Origin of the sequence: Streptomyces sp. NPDC005402 (genome assembly GCF_040606575.1) — a bacterium.
Taxonomy (GTDB): Bacteria; Actinomycetota; Actinomycetes; order Streptomycetales; family Streptomycetaceae; genus Streptomyces.
Genome location: NZ_JBEXFB010000006.1, coordinates 394,776 through 412,937 on the forward strand (window position 1 = coordinate 394,776; position 18,162 = coordinate 412,937).

An 18,162-nucleotide genomic window follows, 5' to 3' on the forward strand; every position below is an offset into this window, starting at 1 on the left:
CGAGCCGGCTCGCTACTGCACCTGCTGGTACGTCTTGTCCTCGTCGGAGTCGTAGATCAGCTTGCCGCCCTTGTCGTAGCCCTTGACGTGCGGGTTCCTGGTGACCTGCTGGGTCAGGGTGCCCGCGGCGGCGAACCAGCCGTGGTCGAGGACGGCCTCGCTGGTGGAGCCGCCGTAGGAGACGGTCACCTTGGCCACCGTCGGATCGACCGTGCCGATGAAGCCCCAGCTGAACGGCAGCTTCCAGTTGCCCTTGTTCAGGAAGGACTGCTGGTAGAGCTTGTTGGCGTTGGTGTCGACCAGCACGGGCGGTGAGTCCGGCTGCCGGTCGCTGCCGCCGCTGTAGTTGAGCCCGGAGGCCACGCCGCCCTTGATGTTGCAGACCAGCCGGACCTCCGAGGGCTTCTCCTGCACGGCGACCACGAAGGTGCCGTCACCGGGTGAGTTGAGGTCCCCGGTGCTCTTCAGCGCCAGGATGATCCGGTAGTCGTCGGCCTTGCCCAGGTGCAGGTCGCGGGCGCCCATGGCGACGTTCTTCCGGTGTTCGGCGATGCAGTCGTCCAGCCCCTCCACGGCCTGCTCCCGCGTGATCCCGTCCCGGAGCTGCCCCGCCGTGGCCGGTCCCGCCGGCCCACTGGGCGTGGGGGAGGGGGAGGGGGTGGACAGGGTCGTGGGGCTGGCGGTCACCGAGGCGGGTGTGGCGGGCTCCGCCGTGCCCGCTCCCGAGCCGCTCACCGCGAACGCCCCCACCGGTACCGCGGCCAGGGTCACCAGGGCCGCCCCGGCCACCACCACCCGGCGGCGCCGCTCGACCACGCCCTGGCGGCGGATCCGCGGATACGGCGCCGGCGAGGGCCGGATCGTGTAGGCGTCCTCGGCGAGCAGCTCCCGCAGTTGCTCCTCGAAGTCCCGCTCCTCTTCCTGACTCATCTCGTGCCTCCCTGCGGGGCGCGGTCCATGACCTGCGCGAGTCCCGGATACGTACGCAACTTCGCCAGTCCCTTGGACGCCTGGCTCTTGACCGTGCCCTGTGAGCAGCCGAGCACCTCGGCGGCCTCCGCCTCCGACAGGTCCTCCCAGTAGCGCATGACGACCACGGCCCGCTGCCTGGGCGGCAGCCCGGCCAGGGCGGCCATGAGCACCCCGCGTTCGTCGACCCGGGCCACGGCCTCGTCCCGGCCCGCCCGCTCCGGCGGCGCGTCGGTCAGCGACTCCTTCACGCGCCGCTTGCGGAAGCGGTCGCTGTTGCAGGTGACCAGCATCCGCCGGACGTACGCCTCCGGGTTGTCGCTGCCCGACACGCGCCGCCAGGAGCGGTACGCCTTCGCCAGCGCCGTCTGCGTCAGGTCCTCGGCGTGATGGGCGTCGCCGGTGAGCAGATAGGCGGTCCGCACTAGGTGCGACCACCTGGCTCTGACGAATTCCTGGAACCGGTCCTCTTGTTCGGCCTGCATCTGGCACCCTCCCTCGCCCACCAGACCACGAGGGGGGCGGATTCGGTTGCCCGAGCGTCGATGACAGGTTCGAATGGGCCTCATGAAGGGGTGGGACGAACACGATCCGGGCGTGCTGCGGCTGCCGTCCGGACGCCTGGTGCGGGGCCGGGGCCTCAGGCATCCGCTGGATCCGGCCGCGCCGACACCGGCGTACGGCGTCTATCTGCTCGGGGGCGGTCCACCCGAGGTCCCCTGGGCCTCCCGGTGGGTCCGCTGGCCGGACTTCCGCCTGCCGGCGGACCACGAGGAGGCCCGCGGTGTCCTGATCGACGCCTGGGAACGGTCGGCCGCCGAACGGGTCGAGATCGCCTGCGGGGGCGGCCGCGGGCGCACCGGAACGGCCCTGGCCTGCCTGGCCGTTCTGGACGGCGTGCCCCCGCGGGAGGCGGTCGGGTACGTGCGCGAGCACTACGACCGACGCGCGGTGGAGACCCCCTGGCAGCGGCGGTACGTCCGGCGGTTCTGACCTCTCAGCCCAGGGCGCCGGCGACCACCGCGGCCGCGTCGGCGATCAGGGCGTCGTCCCGTACGGCGTCCTGCGTGGGCATGGTCGACAGCACCGACAGGACGATCGGGTCACCGTCCTCGGTCCAGACCACGCCGACGTCGTTGGCGGTGCCGTAGGAGCCGCTGCCCGTCTTGTCGGCGATCGCCCATGTCTTCGGCAGGCCCGCGTGGAAGCGGTTGACGCTGGTCGTGTTGTTCAGCAGCCAGTGCGTGAGCAGCTCCCGGTCCCGCCGGTTCAGCGCGTCGCCGAGGACCAGCCGGCCGTAGGTGCGACCGACGGCGTACGGGCTCGTCGTGTCCGTGAGCCGCCACGGCTCGGCGGTGTTGAGCTCGGGCTCCCAGCGGTCGAGGCGGGTGACCCGGTCCCCGAGGGAGCGGGCGAAGCGGGTGATCGCGGTGGGGCCGCCGAGTTCGCGCAGGAGGAGGTTGCCGGCCGTGTTGTCGCTGTAGGTGATGGCCACCTCGGCGAGCCCGGCGATCGTCATGCCCTCCGCCAGATGTGCCTTCGTCCGGTCCGAGCCCGGCATCACCAGGTCGTCCTCGGTGTAGTGGATGCGGCGGCCGAGGACCTCGCCGTGCCGGTCCAGGTCGCGCAGGACGGCGGCGGCCGCGAGGGCCTTGAACACGGAGCACATCGGGAAGCGCTCGTCGGCGCGGAAGCGGATGGACCGCCTGGTGGTGAGGTGGTGGGCGAAGACGCCGAGCCGGGCGTCGTAGCGCTCTTCGAGCGCGCGCAGCCGGGCGGTGACGTCGTCGTCGGCGGCGTGCGCGGTCGTGCTGGTCAGGAGGGTGGCGGTACCGGCGGCCAGGAGGGTGCGTCGGGACAGCTTTCCGGAGCCTAAGATCTTTCTCTCCTTCGCTCGGTGACGAGAACCGATCTCTTCAATGATCGACGCCGGGGCTCATCCCTTGGTTGCACCGCCGTAGACCATCGGCGGACGGACAGGCCCGCCGGCGGCCGACACAGTGGCGGCATGGAGAAGACAACGGGGATCAACCGGGCACAGTTCCTGGCCGGAGCCGCGGGGGCCGGGGCCGCTCTGCTGCTGCCGGCGGCCCGGGCGGAAGCGAACGCGCGGCACCACGGACTCAGGCGCCACGGCGTCGTCTACACCGTCGGCGAGGGCGAGACCCCCGCCACCGCCTGGAACGCCGCCCGGATGCGCGGCGACATCCGGGCCATCCGCGACGACCTGCACGCCGACACCGTCGACGTCACCGGCGACGGCGTCGAACGTCTCACCGCCACGGCCGCCGAGGTGGCCGAGCGCGGGCTGCACGTCTGGCTCCAGCCGACCCTCGGCGACGTCCCGCAGCGGGACATCCTCGACCACCTGGCGGAGTGCGGCCGGTTCGCGGAGCGCCTGCGCCGGCAGGGCGCGAGCGTCGAACTCAGCGTGGGCTGCGAGTTCTGGCTGTTCGTGCCGGGGATCCTGCCGGGGGACACGGTCCTGGAGCGGGTCGAGAACCGCATGAAGGGCAACTTCGACCCGGTGAGGATGCAGCGCGAACTGGACCGCTTCACCGCCAGGGCGGCCAAGGTGGGCCGCTCGGTCTTCGACGGCCGCCTCAGCTATGCCGCGGCCCAGGACGACGAGGTCGACTGGAACCTGTTCGACGTGGTCGGCATCGACTACTACTCGTACTTCCGTCAACCACACGACTACGTACGCGAGTTGAGGCAGTACCTGCGCTGGGGCAAGCCGGTCGCCGTCACCGAGTTCGGCACCTGCACGTTCGTCGGCGCCCCCGAGGCGGGCGGGATGGGCTGGGACATCGTCGACTACGACAAGGACCCGCCGGAGATCAAGGGGAACGTCGTCCGCAGCGAGCGCACCCAGGCCGTTTATCTCACCCGACTCCTCGACGTCTTCGAGTCGATGGGCCTCTACGCCGCGATGGCCTTCGAGTTCCTCACCGCGGACGCGCCTCACCGCCCCGGCGACCCGCGCCACGACCTCGACATGGCGAGCTACGGCATCGCCAAGGCGTTCAAGGACCGCCCCGACGACCCGCGTTCGGACTGGCACTGGGAACCGAAGGAGGCGTTCCACGCGCTGGCCCGCCGGTACGGAAGGTGCGCTCACTCGCAGTAGAGGTCCTCGGCGGGCCGCTTGCCGGTGGCCAGGAAGCGGGACACGGTCGCGTCGCCGCACGCGGTGCCGTTGTCGAGGTAGGCGTCATGGCCGGTGGAGTCGTTGGTGACCATGACGGCACGCCGGCCGAGCGCCTCGCGGAGCTTGAGCGCACCGCTGAGCGGGGTGGCCACGTCCCGTTCGTTCTGCACCATCAGGATGTTGGACGGGCCGCGGTCGCTGACGTGCACCGGCGCCTCCTTCGGCTGCCACGGCCAGGCGGCGCACGTCATGGCGTTCCGCGGCATGCCCCCGGTCAGCGGGAACTCGGCGCGGCTCCTGGCCACGCCCTCGCGGTACACCTCCGGGGCGCTCGGCCAGTCGGCGTCGTTGCAGATGGTGGCGGCGCCGACCGCGGTGACGTTCTGGAGGACGGCCTCGGGCGGGCCCGCCGGAGCGGGCGGCACCGTGCCCTTTTGGGCGGCGAGGATCAGCTTGGCGAGGGCCGGGTAGTCGTCCGGGTCGTAGAAGGAGTCGAGCATCGACTGGCGCAGGACGTTGCCGTTCAGCTCCTCGGGGTTGGCGCCCGGCCAGGGGATCGGCTCGCGGTCGAGGCGGGCCGCGAGACGCAGGAAGAGCGGGCGCACCTCGGCGGCCGTGTCGGCGAGGCGGTCAGGATTGCCGGGTGCGGAGGCCCACTTCGCGAACTCCGGGAAGTTGTCCTCGGCGCCGCGCTCGAACGCGGCGAGCCACGCGCGCTCCGCGTGGACGGGGTCCGCGTTGTCGTTGCTGTCCAGGACGACACGGTCGGTGCGCCGCGGGAACAACTGGAGGTAGGCGTCGGCGACATAGGTGCCGTACGACACGCCCCACGCGGACACCTTGCGCTCGCCGAGCGCGGCCCGCACGCGGTCGAGGTCGCGGGCCTCGTTGAGGGTGCTGATGTGCCGGATCAGCTCGCCGCCGTTGCGCGCGCAGGCCTCGGAGACACGCTTGCCCGCGGCCATCGTCGCGTCGACGGACCCGTCGGGGCCGGGCCAGGGCAGCAGGGTCGTGCGGGCCAGGTCCCGGTGTTCGAGCCCGCAGTCGACGGCCGTGGAGGGCGCCATCCCGCGCGGTGCGAAGCCGATCAGGTCGTAGGCGTCCCGCACCTTCTGCGGCAGCTTCTGCCCCTTCCCCGAGGGGTCGTTCATGCTGTCGCCGCCCGGCCCGCCGGGGATGAGCAGCAGGGCACCGCGCCGGGCGTCCGGATTCTCGCTGCGGATACGGGAGACGGCGATCTCGATCTTCGGGCCGTCCGGGTCGGCGTAGTCCATGGGTACGGAGACGGTCGCGCATCGCTGGCGCGGATCGAGGCCGCTGCCCGCGCACTTGGTCCACTTCAGCGCCGGGGCGCCGGAGTCGGCGGAGGCGGACAGCGGGGTCAGGACACCGACGACGGCACCGGAGGCGGCGGCGATCAGGGCGAGGCTCTTCGTCATCTGCTTCATGCCAGGAGCCTCGCGGATCGACCGGCGCGGCCCCATCCGGTCAACTGCCGGATCACCAGGGGGGTTTACCCCCTCGGACTCCTCGGGACCACCCCCTCACCCGTTCGGGGAATGGCCGAAGTGGCGGTGGGGGTGTGCGTGCCGGCCCGGTTAGTCTCGAAGGTCCCGACGACGGAGGCGAGGCCCTGGTGGCGTCCAGTGTGGTGGTGATCGGTGCCGGGGTCTCGGGCCTCACCACGGCGGTGTGTCTGGCGGAGGCCGGCCTGGACGTCCGGGTGGACACCGACCGGCTCCCCGCCGACACGACCTCGGCGGCAGCGGGCGCGATGTGGGATCCCTACCTGGTCGAGCCGCGCGACCTGGTCGACCGCTGGAGCCGCCGGACCCTGGCGGAGCTGACCGCGCTGAGCACGGCCGCGGACACCGGCGTCCGGCTGACGGAGGGCACGCACGAATCCACGATCCCCTGCGACATGCCGTCCTGGGGCACCGTGGTCGGCGCGCTCCCCTGCCCGCCCGACGACCTCCGGGACGGCTATGTCACCGGCTGGCGCTACCGGGCCCCCCTCGTCGACATGCCCCGCTACCTCGACCATCTCCTGCGACGGCTGGAGCGGGCCGGCGCAACCGTCCGCCGCCACCGCTACGACACCCTCGGCGAGGCCCTCCCGGAGGCCCCGGTGATCGTCAACTGCACGGGCGCGGAAGCCCGGTTCCTCGTCGACGACCCGGCGGTGGACGCGGTGCGCGGACAGCTCGTCGTGGTCGAGAACCCGGGGATCGAGGACTTCTTCTGCGACGACACCCCCGGCGCCGAGGACCTCACCTACATCTACCCGCACGCCGACACGGTGGTCCTGGGCGGCACGGCCGAGCCCGGGAGCTGGGACCTGCGGCCCGACGAGGACACGGCCCGGGAGATCGTACGGCGCTGTACGGCCGTGGAGCCGAAGCTCGCCGGTGCCCGGGTGATCGAGCAGCGGGTGGGCCTCAGGCCGGTCCGCACCGGCGTCCGGCTCATGGCCGAGCGGCACGGCGACACCCTGCTGGTGCACAACTACGGGCACGGCGGGGCGGGGGTGACCCTGTCCTGGGGCTGCGCCCGGGAGGTCGTGGACCGGGTCCGGGCTGCCGTGGGTCCTAGGCCCTGATCCGCCACTGCCGGCGCTCCGCGATGTCCGCCTCCGCGCCCCGGCGGAACAGATACAGCCAGGTCCGCGCCGTGAGCGCGGCCATCAGGGCGATGGTCCACGGCCAGCTCGTCGCGTCCGCCGCCACCAGCGCCGCCCCGACCGTCGGGGACGCGGCGGTGAACAGCTTGAGGCCCAGTTCGGTACGGCTGCGGCGGAACCGGTGGGCGATGGAGAACTCCGAGCGCTCGTACCAGCCGATCGCGGCGCTGAGGACGGCCGCCAGGACCATCGTGGTCCAGGGATCGCCACTGGCCTGCGCGTAGGTGACGGGCAGCGAGATCACGAACGGGAGGACACCGCCGTACTCGGAGAGGACGTTCCCCCACTTCATGATCCGGCCGAACGAGTTGGAGCGGATGCGGGCGAGCTCGCCGGACGCGCTCGCGTAGACGATCAGGGACAGCACGGTGGCGAAGGTCGCCCCGATGAGCAGCAGCCGTACGTCGTCGGGGAACCGGGTCGAGGTGAAGGCGAAGCCCAGCAGGAAGGTGATGGCGGCGAGGATCGAACCGGAGAAGGCGATACCGGCCGCGGCCTCCCCGGACTGGAGGGCGGCGGGGTCGTCCCTCTCGAACCGGGCGATCTCGAAGGCGGGTTCACCGCCGAGCGTCACCAGCGCCGTCACCGCGTGGTCGGGAGGCGAGAGCGACTCGGCGAGCTGCTCCCGCGCGGAGACCGGCACGAGATGCCGGGCCTCCGGATCGACGTACTCCACGCGGGACTTGTACTGGTAGTGGACGGGCAGACCGGGCAGGCGCATCACCCGTGTCCCTATGAACCCGCACCCCAACAGAAGTTGCGTGAGCGCCGGTTGGTCCGTCCTCGCCATCGCGGAGATCAGCGGCGGCTCGTCCGGCTCGTGGAGCAGCGCGTGCAGCGTCTCGTCGAGGAGCCGTGCGGCCACACCCTGCCGGCGCGACTCCGGGCGTACGGCGACGACGGTCAGCCGCGCATGCCCCGGGGACGGCATCTCCGCCGCCACGCATCCCACCAACTCCCCGTCGGAAACGGCCACGCGCACGAGGCCGCGGTCCACGGCCTCGGTGAGGAGTGCCGGTGCCGGGATGTCCTGCGGTTCACAGGCATCGGCCAGCAGGGAGCGCAGTGCGATCAGGTCGGCGGGACGGGCCGCCCGTACCGGCCGGTCGGGCACTACTTGAGGAGCCCGAGGAAGTGGGTCCAGATGTCGGTGGGGAAGGCGAGGACGGGGCTGTCCGTGCCGAGTTTGGAGTCCCGGACCGGCATGACACCGGGGACTCCGTCGGTGACCTCGACGCAGCTGCCGCCCTCGCCGTTGCTGTAGCTGCTCTTGCGCCAGCGGGCGTTGCTCAGGTCGTACTCACGCATCGTCTGAAGTCCTCCGCCGCCGAGGCGATCAGGGTCAGGGACGCCTCCGGCGACAGCGCGGCGACCCTGAGCAGATCGTATGTGCGCTGGGCCCGTTTCACCACGGCCGGATCATCGATGAGCGTTCCCGAAAACGCCGTCTCTGTATAGGCGAGGGGAGGCGCGTCGTCGAACTCCATGAGCTGTAGCATCCCGGCGATCGAGGCGTACGCCCCGGCCGCGAACGGCACCACCGTCAGCCACACCTTGCGGTGCCGCATCAGCCGCGCGATGCAGTCGAGTTGATCGGCCATGGCCTGCGGGCCGCCGACCGGGATGCGCAGCACGCTCTCATGCAGGACCACCCAGTACTCGGGCCTTGTAGCGTCCTTGAGGATCTGCGCCCGTTCCAGCCGGGCGGCGACCTTCTCCTCGACGTACTCGTCCGTGACGAACGGGTTCGCCGCGACCGTCACCGCCCCGGCATAAGCCGCGGTTTGCAGCAGGCCCGGCACGACCGTCGGCGCGAACTCGCAGATCCTCGTGGCCGTCCGCTCGAACTCCACGACCGGCGCGAAGTAATCCGCATACCGCTTGTCGTCGATGAGCTTCCTGCACAAGCGCTCGAAAATACCGTCGGTTTGTAGAACCGCGTCGATCCGCTGGGAGATATCCAGCTGCGGTTTTCGAAAGGCCTGCTCGAACTGCCCGATATACGCGCCGGAGACGAAGACCCGTGACCCCAGCTCAGCCTGGGTCATCCCGACCTCCTCCCGCTGTCGCCGCAGTTCCGTTCCGAAGAACTCCCACGCCGCCTGCCGTGAACCATTGGCCATGGCCAACCCCCTTGTTCAGCTTTGCACTTGTAGTGCACAGACTCCTGCCGAGTGTAGGGAAAGAACGCCACTGTGGAGAGAGGAAGAGTGAAACTCGGAAAGGTGGGGGATTTCGATGGAATCGAAGTCGGGAGGGAATCGGTGACGAAAATGCCCGTGGGTTCTTACGTCGTGGACACCCGTACCGGGAGGTCCGGCGTCGTGATGGGGCATGAGGGGCCGTACGTCCAACTCAGACCGTACGGCGGCGGCAGGGAGTGGGACGCGGTGCCGGACGCCCTGCGGGAAGCCACCCCGGCGGAGGGCGTAGTCGCGGACGCCGACGACCACGGTTCCGCGTAGGCGAGAATGGGCTCATGAGTCTGTTCCGCTACGACGGCACCGTGCCGCGCGCCCCGCGCGGGGGTGTGCGATGAGTCTCTTCCGGGACGACGGGGTCGTGCTGCGGACGCAGAAGCTGGGGGAAGCGGACCGGATCATCACGCTGCTCACACGCGGTCACGGGCGGGTACGCGCCGTGGCCCGTGGCGTGCGGCGGACGAAGTCCAAGTTCGGCGCCCGCCTCGAACCCTTCTCCCACGTCGACGTGCAGTTCTTCGCGCGGGGGAGTGAGCTCGTCGGGCGCGGGCTGCCGCTGTGCACGCAGAGCGAGACCATCGCGCCGTACGGTGGCGGGATCGTCTCCGACTACGCCCGGTACACCGCCGGGACGGCCATGCTGGAGACCGCCGAGCGGTTCACCGATCACGAGGGCGAGCCGGCGGTGCAGCAGTACCTGCTGCTGGTCGGCGCCCTGCGCACCCTCGCCCGGGGCGAGCACGCGCCCCACCTGGTCCTGGACGCCTTCCTGCTGCGCTCCCTGGCCGTCAACGGCTATGCCCCCAGCTTCAGCGACTGCGCGAGATGCGGCATGACCGGCCCGAACCGCTTCTTCTCGGTGGCCGCCGGAGGCTCGGTCTGCGTGGACTGCCGGGTGCCCGGCAGCGTCGTACCGTCGCCGGCGACCCTGGAACTTCTCGCCGCGCTGCTTACGGGAGACTGGGAGACCGCGGACGCCAGCGAGCCGCGGTACGTCAGGGAGGGCAGCGGGCTGGTCTCCGCCTACCTGCACTGGCATCTGGAACGCGGGCTCAGATCCCTGCGTTACGTAGAGAAGCAACCCTGAGAGGGAGACGAGAAGCACCATGGTCGTAAACGGGATCCTGGGGCGCCGGCGGCGCGAGTACAGGGCGCCGGAGCCGCACCCGTCCGGTGCGCGCGCGCCGAAGCTCCCCGGTGAGCTGATCCCCGAGCATGTGGCGATCGTCATGGACGGGAACGGCCGGTGGGCCAAGGAACGCGGGCTGCCCCGGACGGAAGGGCACAAGGTCGGCGCCGAGCGGGTCCTCGACGTGCTCCAGGGCGCGATCGAGGCCGGGGTGAAGAACATCTCGCTCTACGCCTTCTCCACCGAGAACTGGAAGCGTTCGCCCGACGAGGTCCGCTTCCTCATGAACTTCAACCGCGACTTCATCCGCAAGACCCGCGACCAGCTCGACGAGCTCGGTATCCGGGTGCGCTGGGTGGGCCGGATGCCCAAGCTGTGGAAGTCCGTCGCCAAGGAGCTCCAGGTCGCCCAGGAGCAGACCAAGGGCAACGACAAGCTGACCCTGTACTTCTGCATGAACTACGGCGGCCGGGCCGAGATCGCCGATGCCGCGCAGGCCCTCGCCGAGGACGTGAAGGCGGGCCGTCTCGACCCGTCCAAGGTCAACGAGAAGACCCTCGCGAAGTACCTGTACTACCCGGACATGCCCGACGTGGACCTCTTCCTGCGGCCCAGCGGCGAACAGCGCACCTCCAACTACCTGCTGTGGCAGAGCGCGTACGCCGAGATGGTCTTCCAGGACGTCCTGTGGCCCGACTTCGACCGCCGTGACCTGTGGCGGGCGTGCGTCGAGTTCGCCTCCCGGGACCGCCGCTTCGGCGGAGCCGTCCCGAACGAGGAGCTGCTCGCCATGGAGGAAGCGATGAAGGGCGAGCCGGAGGACTGACCTCCGACCCGCCCCGCGTCACTCGGAGGATCAGCTCGTCGTCACCGCGGTGTCGTCGATCACGAAGCTCGTCTGGAGCGAGGAGTCCTCGACACCGGTGAACTTCAGGGCGACCGTCTGACCGGCGAAGCCCGACAGACTGAAGGACTTCTGGACGTACCCACTGGCCGCGTTGAGGTTCGAGTACGTGGCCAGGGTCGTCGACCCGGCGGTCACCGTCAGCTTGTCGTACGCCGTGCCGGTGGTGGTTTCCGCCGTGTCGACGTGCAGGTAGAAGGTGAACTTCGTTCCCGTGCAGCCGCTCGGGATCGTCACCGACTGGGAGAGCGTGTCGGTGTGGGTGGAGCCGTAGCCGTCCAGCCAGGCCTTGTAGGAGCCGGTGCGGGCGGCCTGGTCGCTGTCGTTGGTGATCACACCGCTGCTCGCGGTCCAGGTCGTGCTGCCCGACTCGAAGCCCTGGTTGCCCAGCAGCTGCGTGGAGGTGCAGCTGCCGCCGCCCGACGCGTTCACCGTCCAGGTGAAGGACGCCGTACCGGTGGCTCCCGTGCTGTCGGTCACCGTCACCGTGGTGCTGTAGCTGCCGGCCGCGGTCGGGGTGCCGGAGATCGTGCCGGTGGAGCCGCTGATCGACAGGCCGGTGGGCAGACCGGTGGCCGCGTAGGTCAGTGAGCCGCTGTTGGTCGAACTGGCCGAGACCTGAAGGCTCACGGCCGTGCCGACCGTCGAGGTCTGGCTGCCCGGGTTGGTCACCGTCACGCCGGTCGACGGCACGGTGATGTGGCTGCCGACGTTGATGCCCGCGAAGGCGTTGCCCACCCCGGCGTACTGCGCGGAGCCCGTGCCGTAGAGGGCGGCTGCCGCGTTGAGGGCGGCGGTGCGGGCCCCGGCGTAGTTGGTGCTGGACGTCATGTACGTCGTCAGCGCCTTGTACCAGATCTGCAGGGCGGCGGCCCGGCCGATCCCGGCGACGGCGACCCCGTCGGAGGTCGTGCTGTTGTAGGTCACGCCGTTGATGGTCTTGGTGCCGCTGCCCTCGGAGAGCAGGTAGAACATGTGGTTCGCGGGCCCGGACGAGTAGTGCACGTCGAGGTTGCCGACGCCCGAGTACCAACTGTCCGCCGAGCCGCCGTCCTTGCTCGGCTTGTCCATGTAACGCAGCGGCGTGCCGTCGCCGTTGATGTCGATCTTCTCGCCGATGAGGTAGTCGCCGACGTCGGAGGAGTTGCCCGCGTAGAACTCCACGCCGGTGCCGAATATGTCGGAGGTGGCTTCGTTGAGGCCCCCCGACTCACCGGTGTAGTTCAGCCCCGCGGTGTTGGAGGTGACACCGTGGCTCATCTCGTGCCCGGCGACGTCCAGCGAGGTCAGCGCGTGGGTGCCGCCCGAGCCGTCGCCGTAGGTCATGCAGAAGCAGTCGTCGTCCCAGAAGGCGTTGACGTACGCCGAGCTGTAGTGGACGCGGCTGTAGGCGGCGACACCGTCGTTCTTGATGCCGCTGCGGCCGAAGGTGTTCTTGTAGAAGTCCCAGGTCTCCTGGGCCCCGTAGTGCGCGTCGACACCGGCGGTCTGGGTGTTGGAGCCGGAGCCGGTGCCCCAGACGTCGTCGGCGTCGGTCATCAGGGTGCCGGTGCCCGACGTGCCGTTGTTGAGGCTGTACGTCTTGTGGCCGCCGCGCGAGGTGTCGTACAGCTGGTACGTCGAACCGGACAGCGTGGTGCCCATGGTGACCGTGCCGCTGTACTGGCTGTTGCCGGTGCCGGTCTCGACGCCCTCGAAGCGGGAGAGCTCGGCGCCGGTCGTGGCGTCGGTGACGACGTGCAGCTTGCTGGGCGTGCCGTCGTCCTGGAAGCCGGAGACCACCGTCTCCCAGGCGAGCTTCGGCGTGCCCGAGCCCGCCCAGATCACCTTGCGGGCGCTCTGTGCGGCGGGGTTCTCGGCGTCGAGTGCCTTGGCGGTCCGCAGCGCCTTGGACTCGGCGGACGCCTTGCCGAACGTGGCGGTCGTGGACTTGACCGAGACGGTACGGCGGTTGTTGTTGAAGGTCGTGCTGAGCGTGCCCGTCGCCTGCGCGGCCGGGGGCGTGTGCACGACCAGGTCGCCGCCGAGGACGGGGAGGCCGTCGTAGGTGCGCTCGTAGCGGGTGTGCAGCGTGCCGTCGTTGTCCTTGACGACGTCCTTGACGACCAGTTTCTCCTTGGCGCCGAGGCCCAGGGAGTCGGCGGTCGCCGCGGCCCTGCCGGACGCGCTCTTGATCAGTGCGGTGTGCTGGGCCGGGGAGAGCTCGGCCTCCAGGCCCCCGGTGCGCAGGGGGCTGGGGTGGGGGGAGGCGGGCCCGGCGGCGGCGGGAACCGTCTGGACGCCTACGGCGAGGAGGGACGCGGCGGCCACCAGGGACGCGGCGACGGCTGATCTTCGTGGGGAGGGTCTCACTCGTACTCCTACTGCGACGACGGGGTGGAGGTGCCGTGCGGGAACTGCGTGAGAGCTGGAGGGAGCGTGGCACGGTTGTCCGGGTCATGTCATGCAGAGGAGGGGGAGACGAGGGTTATCCCTCGGCTCCCCTGTGCGTTCCTTGTGGGTCAGGCCTGGGCGGCCGCGCAGTCCGCGCAGGTCCCGAAGATCTCCACGGTGTGCGCCACGTTGACGTATCCGTGCTCGGCGGCGATCGCGTCGGCCCACTTCTCGACGGCCGGGCCCTCGACCTCCACGGCCTTGCCGCAGACCCGGCAGACCAGGTGGTGATGGTGGTCGCCGGTGGAGCAGCGGCGGTACACGGACTCGCCTTCGGAGGTGCGCAGGACGTCGACCTCGCCCGCGTCGGCGAGGTTCTGGAGCGTGCGGTAGACCGTGGTCAGACCGACGGCGTCGCCCTTGTGCTTGAGCATGTCGTGCAGTTCCTGCGCGCTGCGGAACTCGTCGACCTCGTCGAGGGCCGCCGCCACGGCGGCCCGCTGCCGGGTGGCGCGGCCCTTCACTGGCGGTCCTGCGGTCGTCACGGGTTCCTCCTTCGTTCGGCGCCTGCCGGGCCATTGTGCCAGCCCGGCCTGTGCCGGGTCAGACGCCGACCTGGCCGTCCGCCCCCCGACTGGCCGGAATCGCACACTCCGCGGGGTCCGGGGCGGGCTGCGCGGCGGCGGCCGTCCGGGCCCGTCGCCTGGCCAGCGGGGTGGCCAGACCCGTCAGCACGATGAACGCCCCGATGGTCAGCAGCACGATCGTCGCGCCGGGCGGCACATCCTGGTAGTACGAGGTGACGGTGCCGCCGATCGTCACCGTCACGCCGATCGCCACCGCGATGGCGAAGGTGGCCGCGAAGCTCCGGGTGAGCTGCTGCGCCGCCGCCACCGGTACCACCATCAGCGCGCTGACCAGCAACAGTCCGACCACGCGCATCGCGACGGTCACCGTCACCGCGGCCGTGACCGCCGTCAGCAGGTTGAGCGCGCGGACCGGCAGCCCGGTGACCCGCGCGAACTCCTCGTCCTGGCTGACCGCGAAGAGCTGCCGGCGCAGCCCGAGGGTGACGAGCACCACGAACGCGGCCAGCACGCAGATCGCCGTCACGTCCGACTCGGAGACCGTGGACAGCGAACCGAACAGGTACGACGTCAGGTTGGCGTTGGAGCCGCCGGGCGCGAGGTTGATGAACATCACGCCGCCGGCCATGCCGCCGTAGAAGAGCATCGCGAGGGCGATGTCACCGCGCGTCCTGCCGTACCAGCGGATCAGCTCCATGAGGACCGCGCCGAGGACGGAGACCAGGGTCGCCATCCACACCGGTGACCAGGAGAGCAGGAAGCCGAGGCCGACGCCGGTCATCGCGACGTGGCCGATGCCGTCGCCCATGAGGGCCTGGCGGCGCTGGACGAGGTAGATGCCGACGGCGGGGGCGGTGATGCCGACCAGGACGGCGGCGAGCAGGGCCCGCTGCATGAAGGCGTAGTCGAGGAAGTCCATCAGCTCAGCAGTCCCGTGCGGATCGGCTCGTGGTCGTGGGGGTGGACGTGGTCGTGGCCGGGCAGGGCGTGCTGGCCGACCGCGCGCGGTGGCGGCCCGTCGTGCTGCACACAGCCGTCGCGCAGGACGACCGCCCGGTCGATCAGGGGCTCCAGCGGGCCGAGTTCGTGCAGCACGAGCAGGACCGTGGCGCCCTGGGCGACCTGCTCCGCGAGGGTCCGCGCGAGCACCTCCTGGCTCGCCAGGTCCACGCCCGCCATCGGCTCGTCCATGATCAGCAGCTCGGGTTCGGCGGCGAGCGCGCGGGCGATCAGCACCCGCTGGTGCTGGCCGCCGGACAGGGCGTTCACGGAGTCCTTGGCCCGGTCCGCCATGCCGACCAGCTCCAGGGCCCGCCGTACGGCCACGTGGTCGGCCTTGCGGAGCACGCCGAAGCGGGCACGCGACAGGCGCCCGGAGGAGACGATCTCGGTGACGGTCGCGGGCACGCCGCCCGCGGCGGTGGTGCGCTGCGGGACGTACCCGACCCGCGCCCAGTCCCGGAAGCGCCCGCGCGGGGTGCCGAAGAGCTCGATCTCCCCGGCGGAGGTGGGCACTTGACCGATGATCGTGCGGATCGCGGTGGACTTCCCGGAGCCGTTGGCGCCGAGCAGCGCGACGACCTCACCGCGCTTCACGGTGAGGTCGATTCCGCGCAGGACGGGCCGCGAGCCCAGGTCGGCGCGGACCGCGCGCAGCGCGATGACGGGCTCGGTCATGCCGTCCTCCGGTGTCATTTCGCTCCCAGGGCGCTCTGCAGCGCCTTGAGGTTGGCTTCCTGGACCGCGAAGTAGTCCTTGCCGCGCGACTTCTTCGTGATGCCCTCGATCGGGTCGAGGACGTCCGTCTTCAGGCCGGCGTCGGAGGCGATGGTCTTCGCGGTCTTGTCGCTGACGAGCGTCTCGTAGAACACGGTCGTGACGCCGTCGGCCTTCGCCATCTTCTCAAGGTTTTTGACGCGGTTGGCGCTCGGCTCCGACTCCGGGTCCAGGCCGTTGATGGCCTCCTCGGTGAGGCCGTAGCGCTCGGCGAGATAGCCGAAGGCGGCGTGGGTGGTGATGAAGACCTTGGTGTCGGTGTCGGAGAGGCCCGTCCTGAACTCGGTGTTCAGGGCGTCGAGCTTCTTGACCAGGGCCGCGGTGTTGGCCTTGTAGGCGGCGGCATGGTCCGGGTCGGCCTTCTCGAAGGCCTTGCCGACGCCCTCGGCGACCTGGGCGTAGCGCACCGGGTCGAGCCAGATGTGGGGGTCGAGACCTTCGAGTTCCTCGTTCTCGTGGTCGTCGTGCTCGGCCGCGTGGCCGCCGACCTCGTTGCCGTGCTTCTCCAGCGAGGTGAGGGAGGCGGCGTCGATCTTGGTCTTCACGCCGGACTGGTCCACGGCCTTGTCGACGGCGGGCTGGAGGTTCTTGAGGTACAGCACCGCGTCGGACTTCTCGAGCCCCACGGTCTGCTGACCGCTGATCTCCAGGTCGTGCGGCTCCTGGCCGGGCTCGGTCAGGCTCGTGACGTGCACGTGGTCCCCGCCGATCTGCTCGGCGAGGAAGGCCATCGGGTAGAAGGACGCGACGACGTCGAACTTGCCGGTGTCACCCGCGGCGGCGCTGTCGGTGGAGCAGGCGGACAGGGCGGCGAGGGCGCCGGCTGCGGCGACCATGGGTATGAGGCGACGTCGTACGTTCATGACAGTCATTTTCATCAAATATGGAAACGGTTGTCAACAAAGTCCGGGTCGCGAACCGATTTGATACCGAGGGTGGCCACGCCGGTAACCTGAGGGCTTCGCTGCCGTCCATTCGTCATGAAGAGAGCACCGTGGCCGCCGACAAGATCGACACCATCGTCAGCCTGAGCAAGCGCCGGGGCTTCGTTTTCCCCTGTAGTGAGATCTACGGCGGTCAGCGCGCCGCCTGGGACTACGGACCGCTGGGTGTCGAGCTCAAGGAGAACCTGAAGCGTCAGTGGTGGCGTTACATGGTGACGTCCCGCGAGGACGTGGTCGGTCTCGACTCGTCCGTGATCCTCGCCCCCGAGGTCTGGGTCGCGTCCGGTCACGTGGCCACCTTCACGGACCCGCTGACCGAGTGCACCTCCTGCCACAAGCGGTTCCGCGCGGACCACCTGGAGGAGGCCTACGAGGCCAAGAAGGGGCACGCCCCGGAGAACGGTCTCCTCGACATCAACTGCCCCAACTGCGGCAACAAGGGCCAGTTCACCGAGCCCAAGCAGTTCTCGGGTCTGCTCTCCACCCACCTCGGCCCGACCCAGGACTCCGGCTCCGTGGCCTACCTGCGTCCGGAGACCGCGCAGGGAATCTTCACCAACTTCGCCCAGGTGCAGGTCGCTTCGCGCAAGAAGCCGCCGTTCGGCATCGCGCAGATGGGCAAGTCCTTCCGCAACGAGATCACGCCCGGCAACTTCATCTTCCGCACCCGCGAGTTCGAGCAGATGGAGATGGAGTTCTTCGTCAAGCCGGGCGAGGACGAGAAGTGGCAGGAGTACTGGATGGAGCAGCGCTGGAACTGGTACACCGGCCTCGGTCTCCGCGAGGAGAACATGCGCTGGTACGACCACCCGGCGGAGAAGCTCTCGCACTACTCCAAGCGCACCGCGGACATCGAGTACCGCTTCCAGTTCGGCGGCAACGAGTGGGGTGAGCTGGAGGGCGTGGCCAACCGCACCGACTACGACCTCAACGCCCACTCCAAGGCCTCCGGCCAGGACCTCTTCTACTACGACCAGGAGGCCGGCGAGCGCTGGACGCCGTACGTCATCGAGCCCGCGGCCGGTGTCGGCCGCGCGATGCTGGCGTTCCTGCTCGACGCCTACGTCGAGGACGAGGCCCCCAACGCCAAGGGCAAGCTGGAGAAGCGCACGGTGCTGCGCCTCGACCACCGCCTTGCCCCGGTGAAGGTCGCGGTGCTCCCGCTCTCCCGCAACCCCGAGCTGTCCCCGAAGGCCAAGGGCCTCGCCCAGACGCTGCGCCAGAACTGGAACATCGAGTTCGACGACGCCGGCGCGATCGGCCGCCGCTACCGGCGTCAGGACGAGATCGGTACGCCGTACTGCGTGACGGTCGACTTCGACACCCTCGAGGACAACGCGGTGACGGTCCGCGAGCGCGACTCCATGAAGCAGGAGCGGGTCTCCCTCGACCAGATCGAGGGCTACCTGGCGGGCCGCCTCGTCGGCTGCTAGGTCCACCACTCCGGC

At 70.3% G+C, this 18,162-nt stretch carries 19 protein-coding genes; 7 read left to right on the plus strand and 12 right to left on the minus strand.

Annotation, left to right across the window (positions count from 1 at the left end):
* Positions 1–12 precede the first annotated feature (12 nt).
* Positions 13–930: a hypothetical protein gene (locus ABZT02_RS14700; protein WP_356017792.1), complete on the minus strand. Its 918-nt coding sequence runs from the start codon at positions 928–930 to the stop codon at positions 13–15.
* A complete protein-coding gene (locus ABZT02_RS14705) occupies positions 927–1,454 on the minus strand; it encodes a SigE family RNA polymerase sigma factor (protein ID WP_356017794.1) in 528 nt (175 codons plus the stop codon). Before ABZT02_RS14705 ends, ABZT02_RS14700 begins: the two co-directional genes overlap by 4 nt.
* A 73-nt stretch (positions 1,455–1,527) precedes the next feature.
* On the opposite strand from ABZT02_RS14705, the gene ABZT02_RS14710 reads away from it, so the two are divergent.
* A complete protein-coding gene (locus ABZT02_RS14710; RefSeq protein WP_356017796.1) occupies positions 1,528–1,962 on the plus strand; it encodes a protein phosphatase in 435 nt (144 codons plus the stop codon).
* A gap of 4 nt (positions 1,963–1,966) precedes the next feature.
* Here the strand turns inward: ABZT02_RS14710 and bla are convergent, their stop codons facing one another.
* Entirely contained in the window at positions 1,967–2,881 is a 915-nt protein-coding gene (gene bla / locus ABZT02_RS14715; protein WP_356018007.1) for a class A beta-lactamase, read from the minus strand.
* A gap of 96 nt (positions 2,882–2,977) precedes the next feature.
* Here bla and ABZT02_RS14720 point away from each other — a divergent pair, with 96 nt between their 5' ends.
* Positions 2,978–4,099, plus strand: a complete 1,122-nt coding sequence (locus ABZT02_RS14720) for an abortive phage infection protein (RefSeq protein WP_356017799.1) — start codon at positions 2,978–2,980, stop codon at positions 4,097–4,099.
* On the opposite strand, the gene ABZT02_RS14725 is transcribed toward ABZT02_RS14720, so the two are convergent.
* Positions 4,087–5,568: an alpha/beta hydrolase gene (locus ABZT02_RS14725; protein ID WP_356017801.1), complete on the minus strand. Its 1,482-nt coding sequence runs from the start codon at positions 5,566–5,568 to the stop codon at positions 4,087–4,089. The two genes, ABZT02_RS14720 and ABZT02_RS14725, sit on opposite strands and share 13 nt — an antisense overlap.
* Positions 5,569–5,756: 188 nt before the next feature.
* Here ABZT02_RS14725 and ABZT02_RS14730 point away from each other — a divergent pair, with 188 nt between their 5' ends.
* Entirely contained in the window at positions 5,757–6,719 is a 963-nt protein-coding gene (locus ABZT02_RS14730) for an FAD-dependent oxidoreductase (protein ID WP_356017803.1), read from the plus strand.
* On the opposite strand, the gene ABZT02_RS14735 is transcribed toward ABZT02_RS14730, so the two are convergent.
* From ABZT02_RS14735 to ABZT02_RS14745, 3 genes are read right to left on the minus strand one after another with little or no spacing between them, the layout of a single operon-like run.
* Positions 6,709–7,914 carry a GNAT family N-acetyltransferase gene (locus tag ABZT02_RS14735; RefSeq protein ID WP_356017806.1) on the minus strand — a complete coding sequence of 402 codons (1,206 nt, stop codon included), beginning with the start codon at positions 7,912–7,914 and terminating at the stop codon, positions 6,709–6,711. The genes ABZT02_RS14730 and ABZT02_RS14735 overlap by 11 nt on opposite strands.
* Positions 7,914–8,108, minus strand: coding sequence for a DUF397 domain-containing protein (locus ABZT02_RS14740; protein ID WP_356017808.1), 195 nt, complete (start codon positions 8,106–8,108; stop codon positions 7,914–7,916). Before ABZT02_RS14740 ends, ABZT02_RS14735 begins: the two co-directional genes overlap by 1 nt.
* A complete protein-coding gene (locus ABZT02_RS14745) occupies positions 8,090–8,923 on the minus strand; it encodes a helix-turn-helix transcriptional regulator (RefSeq protein WP_356017810.1) in 834 nt (277 codons plus the stop codon). Before ABZT02_RS14745 ends, ABZT02_RS14740 begins: the two co-directional genes overlap by 19 nt.
* Positions 8,924–9,073: 150 nt before the next feature.
* On the opposite strand from ABZT02_RS14745, the gene ABZT02_RS14750 reads away from it, so the two are divergent.
* From ABZT02_RS14750 to ABZT02_RS14760, 3 genes are all read left to right on the plus strand, one after another.
* Positions 9,074–9,265 (plus strand): hypothetical protein, encoded by a 192-nt coding sequence (locus tag ABZT02_RS14750; RefSeq protein WP_356018010.1) that lies wholly within the window; start codon positions 9,074–9,076, stop codon positions 9,263–9,265.
* A gap of 70 nt (positions 9,266–9,335) precedes the next feature.
* The gene (gene recO, locus ABZT02_RS14755; RefSeq protein ID WP_356017812.1) at positions 9,336–10,088 is read left to right on the plus strand and encodes a DNA repair protein RecO; all 753 of its coding nucleotides are present in this window, start codon (positions 9,336–9,338) and stop codon (positions 10,086–10,088) included.
* A gap of 19 nt (positions 10,089–10,107) precedes the next feature.
* Positions 10,108–10,956 carry an isoprenyl transferase gene (locus ABZT02_RS14760; RefSeq protein ID WP_356017814.1) on the plus strand — a complete coding sequence of 283 codons (849 nt, stop codon included), beginning with the start codon at positions 10,108–10,110 and terminating at the stop codon, positions 10,954–10,956.
* Positions 10,957–10,986: 30 nt separating this feature from the next.
* Here ABZT02_RS14760 and ABZT02_RS14765 read toward each other — a convergent pair whose 3' ends face one another.
* From ABZT02_RS14765 to ABZT02_RS14785, 5 genes are all read right to left on the minus strand, one after another.
* Positions 10,987–13,386 (minus strand): M4 family metallopeptidase, encoded by a 2,400-nt coding sequence (locus tag ABZT02_RS14765; RefSeq protein WP_356017817.1) that lies wholly within the window; start codon positions 13,384–13,386, stop codon positions 10,987–10,989.
* Positions 13,387–13,535: 149 nt separating this feature from the next.
* Positions 13,536–13,952, minus strand: coding sequence for a transcriptional repressor (locus tag ABZT02_RS14770; RefSeq protein WP_031043010.1), 417 nt, complete (start codon positions 13,950–13,952; stop codon positions 13,536–13,538).
* A gap of 58 nt (positions 13,953–14,010) precedes the next feature.
* Positions 14,011–14,913 carry a metal ABC transporter permease gene (locus tag ABZT02_RS14775; protein ID WP_356017821.1) on the minus strand — a complete coding sequence of 301 codons (903 nt, stop codon included), beginning with the start codon at positions 14,911–14,913 and terminating at the stop codon, positions 14,011–14,013.
* Positions 14,913–15,689, minus strand: coding sequence for a metal ABC transporter ATP-binding protein (locus tag ABZT02_RS14780; protein WP_356017823.1), 777 nt, complete (start codon positions 15,687–15,689; stop codon positions 14,913–14,915). Before ABZT02_RS14780 ends, ABZT02_RS14775 begins: the two co-directional genes overlap by 1 nt.
* On the minus strand, positions 15,686–16,633 hold the full coding sequence (locus ABZT02_RS14785; RefSeq protein ID WP_356017826.1) for a metal ABC transporter substrate-binding protein: 948 nt from the start codon (positions 16,631–16,633) through the stop codon (positions 15,686–15,688). Before ABZT02_RS14785 ends, ABZT02_RS14780 begins: the two co-directional genes overlap by 4 nt.
* A gap of 131 nt (positions 16,634–16,764) precedes the next feature.
* Between ABZT02_RS14785 and ABZT02_RS14790 the strand changes: the two genes are divergently transcribed.
* Entirely contained in the window at positions 16,765–18,147 is a 1,383-nt protein-coding gene (locus ABZT02_RS14790) for a glycine--tRNA ligase (RefSeq protein ID WP_356017828.1), read from the plus strand.
* The last annotated feature ends 15 nt before the right edge of the window (positions 18,148–18,162 follow it).